Source organism: Acinetobacter sp. (genome assembly GCF_041919735.1).
Lineage (GTDB): Bacteria > Pseudomonadota > Gammaproteobacteria > Pseudomonadales > Moraxellaceae > Acinetobacter.
Map to the genome: position 1 here is coordinate 64763 of NZ_JAYRTF010000006.1, position 18570 is coordinate 83332.

An 18570-nucleotide genomic window follows, 5' to 3' on the forward strand; every position below is an offset into this window, starting at 1 on the left:
AGCATAGCATAAAGCGCTTTTCAGGACAGTAATTAACTTTTCCTTTTGGCTCTAAGTCTTTGAAATGCTATACAGCTCTTATTTATTATCTGGGTTTGATTTGCATAGCTGCTGTGCGATTCGCGCCGCTTCTTCAAAGGCTGCTGCCGCAGTTAAACCGGTTAATTTAAACTGCTTGGAAACGATTTTTTTCTCCAGCAGCGCATCGACAGATTTCACAATCCGGTCTGCCTTCAAACGGTCTATTTCAATAATCCCCACACGGCAGCCTGCCGTCAGCGCTTCATAAATCATCGAGACACTGTCTTCTGTCACCCACACGGCTTCCGCTTGCTGCATTTCTTCAAATATCCAGCCTTGCGGAGTCTGTTCGACTGGAAAAATCTGCATCTGCGAGGCAAAAGACTGCTGCTGCAACTGCGCCAAAAACTCAGCCGGCGTTCTGCGCGAAGTGGTCAGTATCATTTCAGCATCAGCATTTTGCGCAATGATCTGCTGAAGCGCCTGCAGCACTTTGGCATCATTCCACTGGTGGCGTTTCGATGAACCACCCAAGGCAATTAAAATTCGATTTGGCTGATGGCGCTGTTCATTGACGATCGGGTTTAAAGCGCCTTGGCTCAGCAGCACATTGCCCTGCGCAGGAATCCCATCATGTTCAGGAATAATCACATGATCAAACCAGCCGAATGGAAAATTCGGCTTCATCAAAATAACAGTTTTCGCAGCAGGATACACTTTGCTGAGCAGCAGCACTCGAGACTGGGTATGGCTGCCCACGCCAAAAATGCAATCCGGCGCTTGGGCGCATACAGGCATTTGATGCTGGAATATCGCTTTAATGAGAGATAAAACCGGCAGGTCATCGATTAATATTTCCTGAAAAGCCACCTGTTCTACGGACTGTCTTTGCATAGCCTTATAGAGGCCAACTGCCTGTGAGCGATGCCCTGCCTTACCATCACTGACATACACAATATGCATAAACACTTTCCCGAATTTAATCCAATAAAAAAGGCGGAACTTCTGTTCCGCCTTTTCATCTTAACTGATCAGCTTATTTTACGTAAGTTAACCAGTGCGCATATTTAGGATCTTTGCCTTGAACCGCATTGAAGAATGCAGTTTGGATTTGCTCAGTGATCGGGCCGCGCTTGCCTTCACCGATTTGACGGTCATCGTATTCACGGATTGGCGTTACTTCTGCAGCCGTACCGGTAAAGAACGCTTCATCGGCAATGTAGAATTCATCACGGGTAATACGGCGTTCAACCACATCATAGCCAAGGTCTTTGGCAATAGTGATAATGGTTTGACGCGTAATGCCGTCCAGCGCGCCGCCTGCGATATCTGGCGTATGAATCACGCCGTCACGCACAAGGAATACGTTTTCGCCAGAACCTTGGCAGACATAGCCTTGAGGATCGAGCAGCATAGCTTCATCATAGCCTGCATGCGCCACTTCTTGGTGCGCAAGAATAGACAAGGTATAGTTGCCTGATGCTTTTGCTTTACACATAGTCACGTTCGGGTGATGGTGTGTAAATGATGAAGTTTTAACACGAATACCCTTCGCCATCGCTTCATCGCCAAGGTAAGCGCCCCAGCTCCATGCGGCAACAACAGCATGAATCGTGTTGTCAGTGGCTGCAATACCCAGTTTTTCAGAACCAATGAAGATAATTGGACGCAAGTAGCAAGAAGCTAATTTGTTTTCACGAACCACATCAATTTGCGCTTGCTCTAAAGCCGCTTGATCAAACGGAACTTTCATTTGATAAATTTTTGCAGAGTTCAGCAGGCGCTTAGTGTGTTCTTTTAAACGGAAAATCGCCGTACCATTCGGAGTTTCGTAGGCGCGGACACCCTCAAACACACCCATACTGTAGTGTAAAGTATGTGTTAAGACGTGAGTTTTCGCTTCACGCCAGTCAACTAATTGTCCATCTTGCCAAATAAAACCATCACGATCAGCCAAATTCATGGCACACACTCCAAATTTTCATACACAGTCATTTTTATCCAAGGCAACAGCTGCGCTTGGATCAATTAATCTTTGCCATAACTTGCAAACGACCTCTCGGGTATCGCGCCAGTCCGCTGCATTCACTTGCATAGATTGATTTGCAAGGGCTAAGCGGTGGCTCTCGGCTCGTTCACGAAGATAAGCTTGAATCAATGCTGTCGCGTCGTTACTGGATAAGCAACTTGCTTTTGCGGCGTCTTCAAGGATTCGTACGTTGTCGGAGTAATGAGCGAGATCTGGATTCGCCCCACTCCATGCTAATACCGCATACTGTGCCATAAATTCAATATCAACGATACCACCTGCATCCTGTTTTAAATGAAAAATCCCTTCTTTTTGCTGCTCTTTGGAAGAACCCAAGTGATCTTTCATTTTTTGACGCATTTTCAGCACTTCTGCACGCACATTTTTTTCGTCGCGCTGCTGAGTCAAAATCCGGCAGCGCAGCTGTTCAAAAACCGCCCGCAGCTCCTCTTCTCCGGCGATTGAACGCGCGCGCACGAGAGCCTGATGCTCCCAGACCCAAGCGCTCTTGAATTGATACTGTTCAAAGGCTTTCAAGCTGGTCACCAGCAAGCCGGCTTCACCGGAGGGACGCAGGCGCGTATCAATTTCATAGACCCGGCCATCCAGCGTTTGCGTGGTCATTAAAGACATGAATTTTTGCGCCACGCGCATGGCGAATTCAAAACCGCTGATCGGCTTGAGGCCGTCTGTATCAGCCTGTTCATCCATACAATGGATAAACACTAAATCCAGATCAGAACCATAGCCCAGCTCAATGCCGCCCAGCTTGCCGTAGCCGGCCACCGCAAAAGCGATATGATCCAAGGCGCAGCGCCGGCCTTCTGCATCCAGCGGATAGCCGTGCTTTTTCGCCATCATTTGATAAGCCAAATTCAGCGTGGCTGCAACCGAAACCTCTGCAATATCAGTCAAAGCATCCGAGACTTTCATCAGCGGGCTTTCCGCCAAAACATCGCTGGCGGCAACGGTCAGCACATTGGATTTTTTAAATAGGCGCAGCACCCGCATCAAATCTTCAACTTCGTCCAGCTCAATGCGCAGCAATTGCTGGCGCAGCGAATCTTCCAAATCCTTGCGTTTCGGCAGCTCAAAATCCATCGACAGGAATTCATCCAGCAGCACAGGATAATGGGTCAATTCTTCACAGATCCACGGGCTGACCGTCGCCATTTTCACCAAGCGCTGCAGCGCGCCTTTGCTTTCAATCAGCATGACCAGATAAACCGTGCGGCGCATGACAGATTCAACCAACGGCATCAGGCGCAATAACGCCACTTGCGGTTTATCGGACTGCAATACCGCTTCGACCAAATGCGGCCAAAACTCTTTTAAACGCTGCACCGCTTTGGCCGGCAGCTTCTTAATGGCATGGCCGTGCCAGAATTCATGAATCAGGTTTTTCGCGCCATCATCCAGCACCGCATTCAGCTGGGTTTCCAGCTGGCCAAAGCTTTCAGTTGGCGAATCCAAGCCTTTTTCTTTAATCAGATGCTCAAACTGGAAGGTCACTTTGACGCGCTTTTCATTCAGGAACTGCATGAAGCTGTCCCAGCTGTCAAAACCCAGCGTATCCGTCATGCGCTGGCGCAATTCAGCTTCGGTCGGCAGCGACTGGGTCTGCTGGTCATTCAGCGCCTGAATGGCATGTTCCACACGGCGCAGGAATAAATAGGCATCTTCCAGATCGACAACCGATTGCTGATCCAGCAGGCCGACTTCACCCAAATGATGCAGGCTGACCAGGCATTGGCGGTCTTGCAGTTCCAGCTTGGAACCGCCGTAAATCAGCTGAAAGACCTGCACAATAAATTCAACTTCACGGATGCCGCCTGCGCCCAGCTTAATGTCTTCTTCAATATTGCGGCGCTGCACTTCGCGTTCAATCATCGCCTTCATTTCGCGCATCGCTTCAAAGGCGGTGTAATCGACATATTTGCGGAATACGAATGGACGGGTCATGTCCAGCAGCTCATCGCCCTCTTTGCCGCCGGTCACAATGCGCGCTTTAATCCAGGCATAGCGCTCCCACTCACGCCCGTGCTGGCTGAGGTATTTTTCCAGCGCGACATGGCTGATGGCCAAAGCCGAACCGTCGCCCCATGGACGCAGGCGCATATCAACACGGAACACAAAACCGTCTGCGGTAATATGATCCAGCAGGTAAATCAGCTTCTGTCCCCACAAAATGCAGAACTGCTGCACGTCAATGCTTTTGCGGCCATTGGTTTCGCCCTGCGCATCAAAGGCGAAAATCAGGTCAATGTCGCTGGACAGATTCAGCTCTTGCGCACCCAGCTTGCCCATGGCAATCACAATTAAGTCCTGAACTTTGCCGTTATAGCCCATCGGCTCGCCATGCTTGGCTTTCAGCGGCTCATAGGCAAACGCTTTGGCTTCACAAATCGAAGCATCGGCAAAATCGGAAAGTTCGCGCGTCAGCGTCACCACATCGGTCAAGGCATTGGCATCCTGCCAAATCCAGCGGAACATCAGGCGCGCGCGCAGAATGCGCATTGCCCGCATCCATGAAGCCTCATCACTGATATTGTCTAAAGCGGCATGCACCAAGGCTTGAATATCTGCGGTGCCCAAAGGCGTTAAAAACTGGTCAACTGCATAATCTTGTTCTATTAAATCACGGTGTATGCCCAGCACTTGTTCCGCATACTGGCTGGCGCGCAATGTTTTTTGCAATTGTTCCACATTCATTTTCAAACCCATCACCGAGATTTTTTTCTAGTTATATCAGCTGAAAACCAATAGTGGAAAAGAAATTGAAAACTTTAAGCAAAGAATAAAGGCTTTCAGGCGCGCAATTAGACGGTTTCTTGCGGCTTGTCGCCATGCTGGCTGCGTGTTTCCAAAGCATGATGGCTCAGCGCCAGCGGGAAAGTGACTTGAAATAGGCTGCCTTCGCCCTGCTTCGACTCCACGCTGATCTCGCCATGGTTCATTTCAATAAAGCGCTTGCACAGAATCAAGCCCAGCCCCGTGCCTTTTTCTCCCGATGTGCCTTTGGCGCTCACGGTGATTTTAGGATCAAACAGCTGTTCCAGCTGCTGCGGCGTCATGCCCAGCCCCGTATCCTGAATGGACAGCCGAACCCCATTCGACGCCAAGCAGGCGCGCAGAACCACTTTGCCTGTACCGTCCGTATAGGTAAATTTGAGCGCATTGGAAACCAGATTTTGAATCACAGAAGTGACCATATTAATATCTGCGTAGATCTTCAGGCCATCAGGCACTTCATTCAGCAGCTGAATATTTTTCTTGACTGCCAAGCTGTTTAGAACATTGCTGACAATGTTGACCGATTGGCTCAGCTCAAAGTTAATCGGATGATAGGCAAAACGGCCGCCCTCAGCGATAGCCCAATTCAGCAAACTTTCCAGCAGGTTATAGGTCGACTGCGCTGTGTCATGCAGATAGTCGGCAATATTTTGAATGCTGGAATCATCCAAAGTGTCGCGCTCTTGCGCCAGCACTTCGGAAAAGCCCAGCAAGCCATGAAACGGTGCGCGCAGATCATGCGCAATAATTTGGAAGAATTTGGTTTTGCTGCCATTCAATGCGGACTGCTGTTCATACAGTTCTTTCAGTTCTGCATTTTCAAGCCGGAGCTTAATAATGCTGATCAGGCTAAATACAAACTCCTGCACAGCTTCTTTTTGCCTGGAATCAAAACTGGCTGACTGCGCATCAAACAGCAAAACCTGTCCAATCGGAAAATCACCATCGTTCAGGTTAAAGGCCAGCAGGCGTTCATGCCCTGCGCCAAAATCATAAATCTGCTGTGAAAAAGCCTCATAGTTTGCATGCGAATGGTCAATGCAGTCTGCGCCGGCAAAATAAGGCACCAAATTGGTCTGCTGATGGGCTAAAAACGGCTTGCATCCAGCATCTGAAGAAAACCAGATATACGGCTCATCCTGGAAAATAAGAATTGCGTTTTCCGTTTGCATCATATTGCGTGTAAATTTTAGAAAATCTGCAATCCGGTTATCTTCGGTAAACACCCCCATCAGCAAAGCCAGTCTGCAGGCCGCCAATTGGTCTGTCTGGGTCCCGATCTCGAGCAATTCTATCGCCATGGTGTTTCGCCTGTGTTTGCCTGAAGTTAAACCAACTTTCACACTCAACTTTATTGTATTTTAATTAACAAAATTAAACAAACAACTCAATCACCATAACGATCAAACGGATCAAAGGTCAATGAAACACGCAGAAACCGGCAATCTATTTTTATACACTTTATGTGATGGGAACAGCATTAAAAAAACTGAATCAAACCACTGCATCTGCATCGTTAATTGATAAAAATTGATGGATTTCACACAATTGCCAGATTCCGTTTTCGAAATACCCGTTCAAGCTGAGAGCCGCCTACGCATCATTGCTCTGCCGGCTTCCTGCCGCTCACTTAAAACACATGCCGTTCAAAGGCATTTTTAAGCACGATTCAGCTTTTATTGAACGATTTTTTAGCTCAATTAAAAAATTCCCTATTTTCAAAAATCAAGCGGCCGTCCCGCTTTTGCCTTGCGGCATGAATGACTGATCGGGGCAAAAAAAAGCGGCGCAGATCACTATACAATGATTTATTTCCATGATACCCAACATGTTGCAAGTAATTAGTTTCCATTTTCGCCAAACTGGCTGGCTGGATTTTCAGCGAAATTCAACCCAAAAACAACACCTAAACATTTGATATTTATAAATTACATAACACAAAACCCGGCCTGCAGGGCAACTTGAGCAAAATTGCCATTTCCGGCCAATTCAGCAGCCTCCCCCCTTGCCAAATTCGAAAAATGGTTAAATTTCACGTAGAATGTTGCCATCAGTGAACAACACTGACATAGACGGATTTTTTTCAGCCAAAACCAATATGCAATGATATTGCTGTTTGGCTGAGGCGCCATTGGCGCCAAAAACTTTCAATGTTTTTATTTAAGCAAACCGGTTCTCAGGACTAAGCCAAAAGCTCGGTCCAGACACACTCAATCAAAGCAAGGGGCTATATATGGCTGGTGGAAAGTCAACAATCATTTACACTTTGACCGATGAGGCGCCACTGTTAGCGACCTATTCTCTGCTGCCGATCATTGAGACCTTTACTAAGCCTGCTGGCGTAGAAATCGTAAAAACTGACATCTCTGTGGCTGCTCGTGTACTTGCAGAATTTTCTGAATATTTAACTGACGAGCAAAAGGTGTCTGACAACCTAGCTGAACTAGGTCGTCTAACTCAAGATCCAGATACCAACATTATCAAACTCCCGAATATCAGCGCGTCTGTTGCTCAATTGACTGCATGCATCAAAGAGCTTCAATCAAAAGGATTCGCACTCCCGGATTACCCAGAAAATCCGACAACTGATGAAGAAAAAGCGCTTAAAGTACGCTATGGCAAATGCCTAGGCTCAGCAGTTAACCCTGTTCTTCGTGAAGGCAACTCTGACCGCCGTGCGCCTGCTGCTGTTAAAAACTATGCGAAAAAACATCCGCATTCCATGAACGAATGGAAACAGTGGTCTCAAACTCACGTTTCACACATGGACGAAGGCGACTTCTATCATGGCGAAAAGTCAATGACTTTAGACCGCGCGCGCAATGTGAAAATGGAATTGATCACTAAGTCTGGTGAAACTATTGTTCTGAAGCCAAAAGTTGCGCTTCTGGACGGTGAAATCATCGACTCAATGTTCATGAGCAAAAAAGCGCTTTGCGACTTCTATGAAAAAGAATTAGCTGATTGTAAAGAAGCTGGCATCCTGTTCTCTTTGCACGTTAAAGCGACCATGATGAAAGTTTCACACCCGATCGTATTCGGTCACTGTGTGAAAATTTACTACAAAGACGCATTCGAAAAACACGGCAAACTTTTTGATGAGCTGGGCGTTAACGTCAACAACGGTATGGCTGGCCTGTACGAGAAGATTGAAACACTTCCAACGTCTGTACGTGAAGAAATCATTGCTGACTTACACGCTTGCCAAGAGCACCGTCCTGCGCTTGCAATGGTGGATTCTGCAAAAGGCATCACCAACTTCCACTCTCCTAACGACGTGATTGTAGATGCTTCTATGCCTGCAATGATTCGCGGCGGCGGTAAAATGTGGGGTGCTGACGGCAAGCCTTACGACTGTAAAGCTGTAATGCCTGAATCGACTTTTGCCCGTATTTACCAAGAAATGATCAATTTCTGCAAATGGAACGGCAACTTCGATCCACGCACAATGGGTACTGTGCCAAACGTAGGCTTGATGGCTCAAAAAGCTGAAGAATACGGTTCACATGACAAAACTTACGAAATTTCTGAAGCGGGTGTTGCCAACATCACCGATTTGGAAACTGGCGAAGTATTGATGTCGCAAAATGTGGAAGAAGGCGATATCTGGCGCATGTGCCAAGTGAAAGACGCTCCGATCCGTGACTGGGTAAAACTTGCTGTGACTCGCGCACGCAACTCAGGCATGCCTGCGATCTTCTGGCTTGACCCGTACCGTCCGCACGAAAATGAATTAATCAAGAAAGTTCAAACTTACTTGAAAGATCACGATACTGACGGCCTTGATATCCAAATCATGTCTCAAGTACGTGCAATGCGCTACACACTTGAACGTGTTGCTCGCGGCCTTGATACCATTTCTGTAACAGGCAACATCCTGCGTGACTACCTGACAGACTTGTTCCCAATCATGGAATTGGGTACTTCTGCGAAAATGCTGTCTATCGTTCCGTTGATGGCTGGCGGCGGCATGTACGAAACTGGTGCGGGCGGTTCTGCGCCTAAACACGTACAGCAGCTGGTTGAAGAAAACCACTTGCGTTGGGATTCTTTAGGCGAGTTCTTGGCGCTTGCTGTTTCTCTTGAAGAAATGGGCATTAAAGAAGATAACGCGAAAGCGAAGCTTCTTGCGAAAACACTTGATGCTGCAACTGGCACATTGCTTGACAACGACAAGTCTCCTTCTCGCCGCACAGGTGAATTGGACAACCGCGGCAGCCACTTCTATCTTGCGAAGTTCTGGGCTGAAGCGCTTGCTGCTCAAGACGAAGATGCTGATCTTAAAGCGAAGTTTGCTCCGCTTGCGAAAGCATTGGCTGAAAACGAAGACAAGATCGTTGCTGAACTTGCTGCTGTTCAAGGCAAAACTGTGGATATCGGCGGTTACTACGCAATTGATACAGCTAAAGTAAATGCAGTCATGCGCCCAAGCGAAACTTTGAATGCTGCACTTGATGCTGCTCAATAAGTTAATGCTGAACTAACGCAAGTTAGGGATATAAAAAAACCAGCGCTTCGGCGCTGGTTTTTTTATATCATTATTTATTATTCAAGGACGGGTACGGCAGAATCAAAAGACCATAGATAATGAGTGATAAAAAAGAACCCTTAGGAGTTTTTTATTTGACAATTATAGGAATTTCTAAAATTTCAGGATGAGCATATTCACCGCAAATATATTTAATTTGAATTATACCCTCTCTTCTCATAAGCGGGAATAAATAAAAATTTGTAAAAAATTCATATTTTGAATGCAATAAAGAATCTATATGTATATGAATAATATTGTTATCATCTACTCTATTTTTTAAATTTTTACCAAAATTAAAAGTATTCAAATTTTGATGAGATATGGATAACCTATCATCAAAACGATAATGCATAGAATTCTTTGATCGTTCCTCAGGTGTATCAATTACAATTAAATTTTCACTGAATTTATCACGATAGTATTCAATGCCTAATTTATCATCATTATCAATAACCATGAAAAATTGAGGAATTGTTATTTCCAAACTAATATTTGTTGCTAAAAATGTCCCGATATTACCTATCTTAGCTTTGAGCTGAAAAAGCCCATGATCCAATTGATATAACAGCTGCATGCTCTGATTATGAGTATTAATTTTTAGCTCAGTTACAGCATCAATATCAGCATTATATTCATCGTAAAATTCTATGGGATCCCTCCCTCCAAAAATGCTAGATAAGGGAGATTTTACTACAGGAAATTGAGCTGGATTTATACTTCTTTTTTTCGGCAGTTGAAATTTTATTGCATCAAGGATAATTGGGAAATTAATTACAATTTTTGAGGCATTTGCAAGAACATCATTTAAATCAACATTTAGTTCAGGTTTACGAATTTCGGAAGTTTGTTTTAATTTTTCATTTTCTTCACGGAGTCTTCTATTTTCCTCACTGAGTTTAGCAAGTTCTTCTGCAAGTTGACCTGAAACTTGATTTCCTCTCACCCAGCCAGTTCCGCCGTGCTTTCTCATGTTTTTATAAAGTGAGTGCGAAATTTTATGCTTTAAATCATCTACAGAATCCCAAAACTCGCAAAGCCTATTTGTTAAAACTTTATCGCGGAAAAGCTTTAATTTATCTACGTTTTCAGAATTTAGATCTCTCTCATATGGATGTGTTGCAACATTATCATCACGAACAAAACATATAAGTTTCAAACCCTTATTGATAGCATAATCAAATTCTTTTTCAGTAAAGCTAATACCATCTTCTTTGGATATAGAGCCATAACGATGACCAAGGATTAAAATATAAAAATCACTTGAATCAATTAACTCTTTGATAATTGTCCATTGCTCATCATTATCAGCACCAAATAACTCCATACCCACTGGAAAGTTATAGGATTCTAAAACAGTATTGATTGCAGCACTTCGCGCTTCTATTAAATCTGTATATGTTGAACTAATAAATACTTGGTACTTTGTATCTTGACTCATTTTTTCTTTAAATAATAAATACTTCTTAGTTAACACTTATATCATTACAATTTTGCTGGATAAATATTTAATTCAAAAAAAATCTTTAGATATAAAAATCACTAAAGGAGTAATCACAATCTTAATTCCCCCCTTCAACTTGAAAAATTTTTAAATTAGAAATAAAACAGTATTCTCAAGCAATAAAAAACCCCAAGTCTTAATAAGCTTGGGGTCTTTTAGAATTTTGGTCCCGAGGGTCGGACTCGAACCGACACGTCATCGCTGACAGTGGATTTTGAGTCCACCGCGTCTACCAATTTCACCACCTCGGGAGTGGATGAGGGCTATAATACGCTATTTCTCAGCACTGTCAATAACAGATATATGTGTTTGATTAATTTTAAATCAACTGATATTTTTTCGTCTTAAAAATAAGCAAAATCAGCCGAAAAACCGAAAACCGCATATAATAGGCGCAATTTATTCCCCTACCGTTTTAAACATTTCTCATGCAACTTTCTGATTTCAGTTTTGATCTCCCAGATGAGCTAATCGCTCGCTACCCTCTTGAAACCCGCAGCGCATCCCGCCTGCTGCACCTCGATGCTGATGGCCAATATCATGACCATCATTTCACCGACATCTTAGACCTGCTGCAGCCGGGCGACTTGCTGGTGCTGAACGACACCAAAGTGATGAAAGCGCGCCTTAAAGGCAAACGCGCAACAGGCGGCGCTGTAGAAGTGCTGGTTGAGCGCATGATGGATAAATACGTTGCGCACTGCCACATCAAAGCCAGCAACTCACCGAAAGAAGGCGCAGAACTCTTTATCGGTCCTGATGAAGTTAAAGTGACTGTAAAAGGCCGTCATGAAAATCTATTCATTGTTGAGTTTTCACAGTCTATTTTAGATGTCTTGGACAAATACGGTGCGCTGCCGATTCCGCCTTACTTCAACCGTGAAGCCGAAGCCATTGATACTGAACGCTATCAAACGGTATTTAATGACCCAAGCAAATTGGCTTCTGTTGCGGCGCCAACCGCCAGCCTGCATTTTGATGACGCGCTGCTGAAAAAACTGGAAGCCAAAGGCATCAACAAAACCTTTGTGACGTTGCATGTGGGCGCAGGCACATTCCTGCCGGTACGCACCACCGATATTGAAAACCACATCATGCACAGCGAATGGTGCGATGTTTCTGATGAATCGATGGCGCTGATCCGCGAAACCAAGGCGCGCGGCAATAAAGTCATTGCGGTCGGCACTACCGCAACCCGCGCCACTGAAAGCGCAGCCCAAGCCCATGGCGGCGAGCTGAAAGGCTGGACCGGCGATACGCAAATCTTCATCTACCCAGGCTATGAGTTCAAAGTCGTTGACCGCCTGATCACCAACTTTCATTTGCCGGAATCCACCCTGCTGATGCTGGTGTCGGCGCTGTCCAACCGTGACAACATTTTGAATGCCTATCATCATGCTGTAGACAGCCAATACCGTTTCTTCAGCTATGGCGATGCCATGCTGATCGACAACATCAACGCAAAATAATCTCCGAGCCAAGCCATGCCGATCGATTCCGTTAAGCACTCAATTCATATTCGGCGCAAGAAAAATGAAGTGGTGTTCCGGAACATCGCCCGGCTGTGGGATCTTGGACGCAATGCGCATTCGCATCAGGACATTTTAGATGGCCTGCATCCATGGAATGCGCCGATTACCCTGCGCTTTGAAAATTTGCTGCCGCGGCTGCTGGCGCTTTGCGGGGCCATCTGCATCTTGCCGGCATTCTTTCAAGGCTCGCACCTTTGGGCGCAGCTGAGTTTTATTGCTGGGCTGATGATGGTGTTTTGGGCCTATCTCAGCTATGAGCAGGATGACCCGATTGAAGAAGTCATTCAGTTCTTAGAACGTGAAAGCATTGCCAAAAAATATCAGCTGCAATTCGGACGCCAGCCGCAGCATATTTCAGTGCCCATGAATCAAGCGCATTTTATGGCGCATTTGAAAAACCTGTTTCCAGTGTTTAAGCAAGGTTCCATCTTCAACGATATCAGCAACTACGCCAGCACGACATGGGCAGATGAAGACGGCCGGCAGCATCAGGTTTTGGTTTTTCAATATCATTACATCAATGAAATTAAAGTGCGCGATAAAGACGGCCAAGAAGTCCGGCTGAAAGAAGTGCATAAGGACTTATGGGGCGTGTTTGTCTTTGATGTCGACATGCAGGGCCTTGCCATTACCAGCATGAACACGCCTTTTTATTATCCTTACAGCTTTCCTTGGCACAGCAGCGACATTCAGATCAATCAGCGCCTGAAATTTTACGGCAGCGATGAAATGCAGACCGCCAAACTGATGAGCCCCGGCTTTGTGCTGCGCACCGCTGATTTTTTTCAGCACCGTCAGGGTGATTTAATGTTTCACCCTAACAGCCATATTCTGTGCTTTTTAGGCCCGCAGGATTTATTTAAAGTTTCCAGCAAAACAGCCGAAATTACTGATATTTCAGCATTGCGCGGCCACCTCAGAACGTTTAAATTAGCAGCATTAGAAAATTTAGAACAAGATCTGACGCATTTTTTAAAATAAGCCGTTCAACGCTTTTTATTCACATGCTGAAATCTTTTGGGGTAATTCAATGGGCATGCTGATCTTCTTTTTACTGATTATTGCCGCGGCCGCGGGCTGCATCATCATCCGCAACAATATCGTGCGCCATCACAACGCCACCATCCGCGCATGGTCAGATGTCGCCAGCTATGAGCGTCAAAAAATCAAGATCCTAGACGGCTTGCAGCCTTTGGTCGAGCAGTATTCCAGCTTTGAACAAGGCACGTTGGAAAAAGTGACCGAACTGCGCCAGAACATTATGGATCTGAACCTGCAAAGCACCGATGTGTCTCAGCTGCAGCACATTGAATCGTTAAACAAAGACCTGATGCGCAGCCTGACGGCCGTGGTTGAAAACTACCCCGAGCTGAAGGCCAATGAAATTTATCTGAAAATGATGAATGAAATTGAGGAGCAGAATGAAAACGTCGGCGCGGCCATCGCCATTTTCAACCGCAATGTCGAATTGTTCAATAATCACATCCAAGTATTTCCGAATAACATTGTCAACACCATGACACTGGGCAAAAAAAATATCCGTCCTTTCCGGGACAGCGTGGCGGCGCAGAGTTTTGACTACCGCCCCAACTTTTAATTTTTAAGCGCAGCTCAGGCTGCACTTTGCTTATAGGCAATACGCCATGCAACAGCATCTCAACTTATTAAAAAAAGCATTAATAGAAGAATTTCAGCCGCTGTATCAGCGCCATCATCAGGACGGTATCTACGGCTGCGCGCTGGTTTTCAATGAATATATGCAAATCAGCCATCTGGCCTTATCGACGCAGCGCAGCATTTATGCCGAGCATGAAGACCACAGGCAGTATTTAACCGTGCAGGAACGCTGGAATATCGGCAAATGGCGCTATCTTTCGCGCCCAGCACAACGTTCTGCCCTCAGCTGCTTCAGACCGGTTCTGACTAATCTGTGTGAATCACAGCAAAGCCTTTCCAGCCTGCCGCTGCCGCTTGCTTCACAGCCGGAGAATCATCTGCAGCTGCTGCTGGATGCGTTTAAACAGGCCCAAGAGGCGCTGATTGAAACCTATGCGCTGCATGCGGAAAACATCTTATTTCTGATCAGCAGGCCTTCACAGCCAGCGCTTGAAATCCATGCCGCAGCATATTTGAACCCGCCCCATGCTGCGCTGCGCTCTTTTCTGGCTGAACATGAACCGAAGCTGCAGGCCGTCCGGCATTTGCACCGTTTCAAGCTGTCGCAGAGCGATAAAGACCTGCTGATTGACTTGGCGCAGCTGACCGAAGCGGAACCCTATGATGAGCTGCATGTGGCGCATGCCGCCTATCTGCTGACGCTGGAGCCGCATTTCATAGACAGCAATGCCTATATTCAGAAACTGGTGCAGACCATCGCCGCGATGGCGACCGGCAGCAAAGAAAGCTGCGCCATGCAAAAAGATGAAATTCTGGAGCGCATCAATCAATTTTATCATGCCTCAAATTTTGCATCGCAGCCTGCCAGCTGAGCCTTGCAGCCCAAATGTGAATAAAATCCCCGCGAAATTTACAGCCTCAGTACGCTCCAGCGCTGGCGTTTAGCTGCGGAATCAAGGAAAATAGCGTACTTTTAGCACTGATGATCAGCGAACTGTTTTTTCGCCTTGATTTGGATTTTGTATGAAGTTTGAAAAATTAGCGCAGTCGGGCCGTGCCCGCCGCGGCCGCCTGACGCTTGAGCACGGCGTGGTGGAAACACCGATGTTCATGCCTGTGGGCACTTACGGCACCGTGAAAGGCGTGCTGCCGCGCGACATCAAAGAGATTAAATCTCAAGTGATTCTCGGCAATACCTTCCATTTATACCTGCGTCCGGGCCTGGATGTAATCCGCGAACACGGCGGCCTGCACCAATTCATGAAATGGAACAACCCGATTCTGACCGACTCCGGCGGCTTCCAAGTCTTCAGCCTGGGCGCCATGCGTAAAATCAAAGAAGACGGCGTGACTTTCCGCTCACCGATTGACGGTTCAAAAGTCTTTTTATCACCTGAAATTTCGATGGATATTCAGCACACGCTGAACTCTGACATCGTAATGATTTTTGATGAATGCACCCCCTATCCTGCAACGCATGAAGAAGCGCAGAAATCTCTGCAGCTGTCTTTGCGCTGGGCGAAACGCTGCAAAACGCAGCATCACGACGTCCTGAAAAACCGCAATGCCCTCTTCGGCATTATCCAAGGCGGCATGTATGAAGATCTGCGTGATGAATCGCTGAATGGCTTGAAAGAAATTGACTTTGACGGCTATGCCATCGGCGGCCTGTCTGTCGGCGAGCCGAAAGAGGAAATGATTAAAGTCCTGGATTATCTTCCTGCCAAAATGCCTGAAGATAAGCCGCGCTATTTGATGGGTGTAGGCAAGCCGGAAGATATCGTCGAAGCGGTGCGCCGCGGCGTCGATATGTTCGACTGTGTAATGCCGACCCGCAACGCGCGCAACGGCCATTACTTCGTGACCGGCGGCCTGGTGCGTATCCGCAATGCCAAATACCGCCACGATCAAAGCCCGCTGGATGCCGAGTGCGATTGCTATACCTGCCAGAACGTCACCCGTTCCTATCTGTTCCATCTGGAAAAATGCGGTGAAATGCTGGGCGCGATGCTGGGCACAATTCACAACCTGCGCTATTACCTGCGCTTGACTGAAGCCATGCGCGATGCGCTGGATCAGGGAACCTTTGAACAATTTGTGCAAGACTTTTATGCCCGCCGCGGTGAAGAAGTTCCGCCTTGTCCGCAAGATTAATCTTTCAGCATTTGCGCTGGACAAAAAGACAAGGTAAATTGCAGAACAAGCCAATTTATTATCATGTAATTGATATACAGTTTTATTAGTTTAGGAAATTGAAATGAGCCTTTTTATTTCTACTGCACATGCAGCAGGTGAAGCAGCACAGCAACCAAGCATGATGGCAAACATTCTGATGATCGCCGTCTTTGTTGCGATCTTCTACTTCTTGATCTGGCGCCCGCAGTCTAAACGCGCGAAAGAACACCGCGCGCTGGTAGACAGCCTGGGCGTTGGCAGTGAAGTTGTGTTTGCAGGCGGTTTAATGGGTAAAATCACTAAATTGGAAGGTGATTTTGCAGTGGTTGAACTGAGCCGCGGCGTAGACGTAAAAATTCAGCGCGCAAGTGTGATTTCGGTTCTTCCTGAAGGCACGTTAAACAACCTTTAATCAAAAAAACAGTCGTGCATCCGCACGGCTTTTTTCATTTTAAGAAGAAAACAAATGCGTTACCCAGCATGGAAATATCTGCTGATCCTAGTGGTTTTAGTGGTCAGCACTTTATATGCCCTGCCAAGTTTGTATCCAGATGAACCTGCTGTTCAAATTTCGGGCGCCAAAGCCGGCACCCAAATTGATCAGAGCATGGTGCAAAAAGCAGAGCAAATATTAAAAAGTGAAAAAATTGCAACACATGACAACAGCTTCACCAATAATGCTGCCTTATTGCGCGTAGATTCAAGCGAAGCACAATTAAAAGCCAAAGATGCCTTGCGCCGCGGTTTAGGTGATGATTATGTTGTGGCATTAAACCTTGCTCCGACCACACCTGAATGGCTGCAAAAAATTGGCGCTAAGCCAATGAAATTGGGTCTGGACTTGCGTGGCGGTGTCCACTTCCTATTAGAAGTGGATATGGATAAGGCTATTTCACAGCGTATGGAAACATCTGCTGCCGACCTGCGCCGCCAGCTGCGTGACAGCAAACTGAAATTCAACAGTTTATCGCTGAACAATAACGCGATTACCATCCAATTCGCCAACAATGACGACCGTTCTGCAGTCATGGACTTCTTGCGCCGCAACGGCAACGAATACACGCAGCAAGCGGTTGCAACCGACAATGGTTCAACGCTGCGCTTGACGTATACCGATGTCCGCAAGCAGGAAATCCAGTCTTATGCGGTCAACCAGAACTTGACCACGCTGCGCAACCGGATTAACGAGCTGGGCGTGGCGGAAGCATTGGTGCAAACCCAAGGCAGCAACCGCATTGTGGTTGAACTTCCGGGCGTGCAGGATACCGCTGAAGCCAAACGTGTGCTTGGCCGTACTGCAAACTTGGAATTCCGCCTGGTTTCAGATTTGAATGACCAATACATTGACCCGTATACCGGCCAAGTCAAAGGTTCACTGCCTCCGGGCACAGAAGCCTTTGCCTATGAATCTTTAGACAGCGGCCGTCAGCTGCTGCTGAACCGCAACCGCATCTTAACCGGTGAACGCGTACAAAATGCCTCTTCAGGTTTCAGCCAGGATTCTGGCGGCGCTGAAGTCAACATTACCTTAGACAGCGCCGGCGGCAAGCTGATGTCTGAGGCGACACGCAATGCAGTCGGCAAACGCATGGCGGTGCTGTTCATTGAAAACAAGCAAAAGATCAGCTATGTCAAAGACCCTGTGACTGGCGTGCAAACTGAAGTCCGCACACCGTATACAGAATCTGTGATCATCAACGCAGCCACCATTCAAGCGGTGCTGGGTTCACAATTCCGCATTACCGGCCTGTCTTCTCCGCAAGAAGCGTCTGAACTAGCGCTGATGCTGCGTGCCGGCGCGCTGGCTGCGCCGATGTACTTCGTTGAAGAACGTGTGATTGGCCCAAGCCTTGGTCAAGAAAACATTGATAAAGGCGTACTTTCTGTTGAAGTCGGCTTTATCCTGGTTGCGATCTGGATGGTGGTGTTCTTCCGCCTGTTTGGCCTGATCGCCAACTTTGCCTTGGTCATCAACTTGGCGATGATTTTAACCTTCATGTCTTGGATTGGCGCCTCCCTCACCCTGCCGGGTATTGCCGGTATCGTGATTACGATTGGTATGGCAGTCGATGCCAACGTCCTGATCTGTGAGCGGATACGGGAAGAAATGAAATGGGGCGCATCGCCTAAACAGGCCATTGTGGCCGGTTATGACCGGGCGTATAACACCATTCTCGACTCCAACTTAACCACTTTCCTTGTGGCGTTTATTCTGTTCGCGATTGGCACAGGCCCAATTAAAGGCTTCGCTGTCACGCTGATGATCGGTATTATCTGCTCGATGTTTACTGCAATTACAGTAACCCGCGCAATTGTACAGCTGATCTACGGCAAAAAACGCAACTTGCATAAGTTGAGCATTTAAGGAGAT

General features: G+C 46.7%; 13 protein-coding genes and 1 tRNA gene. 8 read left to right on the forward strand and 6 right to left on the reverse strand.

All coding sequences use genetic code 11. The annotated features are described in order from the left end of the window. Positions 1-78: 78 nt before the first annotated feature. The 4 genes from ACE3T3_RS05060 to ACE3T3_RS05075 form a co-directional block, all read right to left on the reverse strand. Positions 79-984 (reverse strand): mitochondrial fission ELM1 family protein, encoded by a 906-nt coding sequence (locus ACE3T3_RS05060; protein WP_374664687.1) that lies wholly within the window; start codon positions 982-984, stop codon positions 79-81. Positions 985-1057: 73 nt separating this feature from the next. Next, positions 1058-1984, reverse strand: coding sequence for a branched-chain amino acid transaminase (locus tag ACE3T3_RS05065; protein ID WP_374664689.1), 927 nt, complete (start codon positions 1982-1984; stop codon positions 1058-1060). A gap of 18 nt (positions 1985-2002) precedes the next feature. Then, positions 2003-4762 (reverse strand): bifunctional [glutamate--ammonia ligase]-adenylyl-L-tyrosine phosphorylase/[glutamate--ammonia-ligase] adenylyltransferase, encoded by a 2760-nt coding sequence (glnE, locus tag ACE3T3_RS05070; RefSeq protein ID WP_374664691.1) that lies wholly within the window; start codon positions 4760-4762, stop codon positions 2003-2005. A 107-nt stretch (positions 4763-4869) separates the two neighbouring features. Then, positions 4870-6144, reverse strand: a complete 1275-nt coding sequence (locus tag ACE3T3_RS05075; RefSeq protein ID WP_374664693.1) for a sensor histidine kinase — start codon at positions 6142-6144, stop codon at positions 4870-4872. Positions 6145-7076: 932 nt separating this feature from the next. Between ACE3T3_RS05075 and ACE3T3_RS05080 the strand changes: the two genes are divergently transcribed. After that, positions 7077-9311, forward strand: coding sequence for an NADP-dependent isocitrate dehydrogenase (locus ACE3T3_RS05080; RefSeq protein WP_374664695.1), 2235 nt, complete (start codon positions 7077-7079; stop codon positions 9309-9311). A 151-nt stretch (positions 9312-9462) separates the two neighbouring features. Here the strand turns inward: ACE3T3_RS05080 and ACE3T3_RS05085 are convergent, their stop codons facing one another. Together ACE3T3_RS05085 and ACE3T3_RS05090 are read right to left on the reverse strand one after the other, a co-directional pair. After that, a complete protein-coding gene (locus ACE3T3_RS05085) occupies positions 9463-10812 on the reverse strand; it encodes a DUF4062 domain-containing protein (protein WP_374664697.1) in 1350 nt (449 codons plus the stop codon). A 227-nt stretch (positions 10813-11039) separates the two neighbouring features. Then, positions 11040-11126: transfer RNA gene (locus ACE3T3_RS05090), tRNA-Leu, on the reverse strand. Positions 11127-11303: 177 nt separating this feature from the next. Between ACE3T3_RS05090 and queA the strand changes: the two genes are divergently transcribed. From queA to secD, 7 genes are all read left to right on the forward strand, one after another. Next, the gene (queA, locus tag ACE3T3_RS05095) at positions 11304-12344 is read left to right on the forward strand and encodes a tRNA preQ1(34) S-adenosylmethionine ribosyltransferase-isomerase QueA (protein ID WP_374664699.1); all 1041 of its coding nucleotides are present in this window, start codon (positions 11304-11306) and stop codon (positions 12342-12344) included. Positions 12345-12359: 15 nt separating this feature from the next. Beyond that, positions 12360-13388, forward strand: coding sequence for a hypothetical protein (locus ACE3T3_RS05100; RefSeq protein WP_374664701.1), 1029 nt, complete (start codon positions 12360-12362; stop codon positions 13386-13388). Between the two features lie 49 nt (positions 13389-13437). After that, positions 13438-14004: a LemA family protein gene (locus ACE3T3_RS05105; protein ID WP_374664703.1), complete on the forward strand. Its 567-nt coding sequence runs from the start codon at positions 13438-13440 to the stop codon at positions 14002-14004. A gap of 46 nt (positions 14005-14050) precedes the next feature. Continuing rightward, positions 14051-14896, forward strand: coding sequence for a hypothetical protein (locus ACE3T3_RS05110; protein ID WP_374664706.1), 846 nt, complete (start codon positions 14051-14053; stop codon positions 14894-14896). A 151-nt stretch (positions 14897-15047) separates the two neighbouring features. Then, positions 15048-16178: a tRNA guanosine(34) transglycosylase Tgt gene (tgt, locus tag ACE3T3_RS05115; protein WP_374664708.1), complete on the forward strand. Its 1131-nt coding sequence runs from the start codon at positions 15048-15050 to the stop codon at positions 16176-16178. Positions 16179-16281: 103 nt separating this feature from the next. Further along, complete coding sequence (yajC, locus tag ACE3T3_RS05120) at positions 16282-16611, forward strand: preprotein translocase subunit YajC (RefSeq protein WP_374664710.1); 330 nt, start codon at positions 16282-16284, stop codon at positions 16609-16611. 54 nt (positions 16612-16665) lie between these two features. Next, on the forward strand, positions 16666-18564 hold the full coding sequence (gene secD / locus ACE3T3_RS05125) for a protein translocase subunit SecD (protein WP_374664712.1): 1899 nt from the start codon (positions 16666-16668) through the stop codon (positions 18562-18564). Positions 18565-18570: the final 6 nt, after the last annotated feature.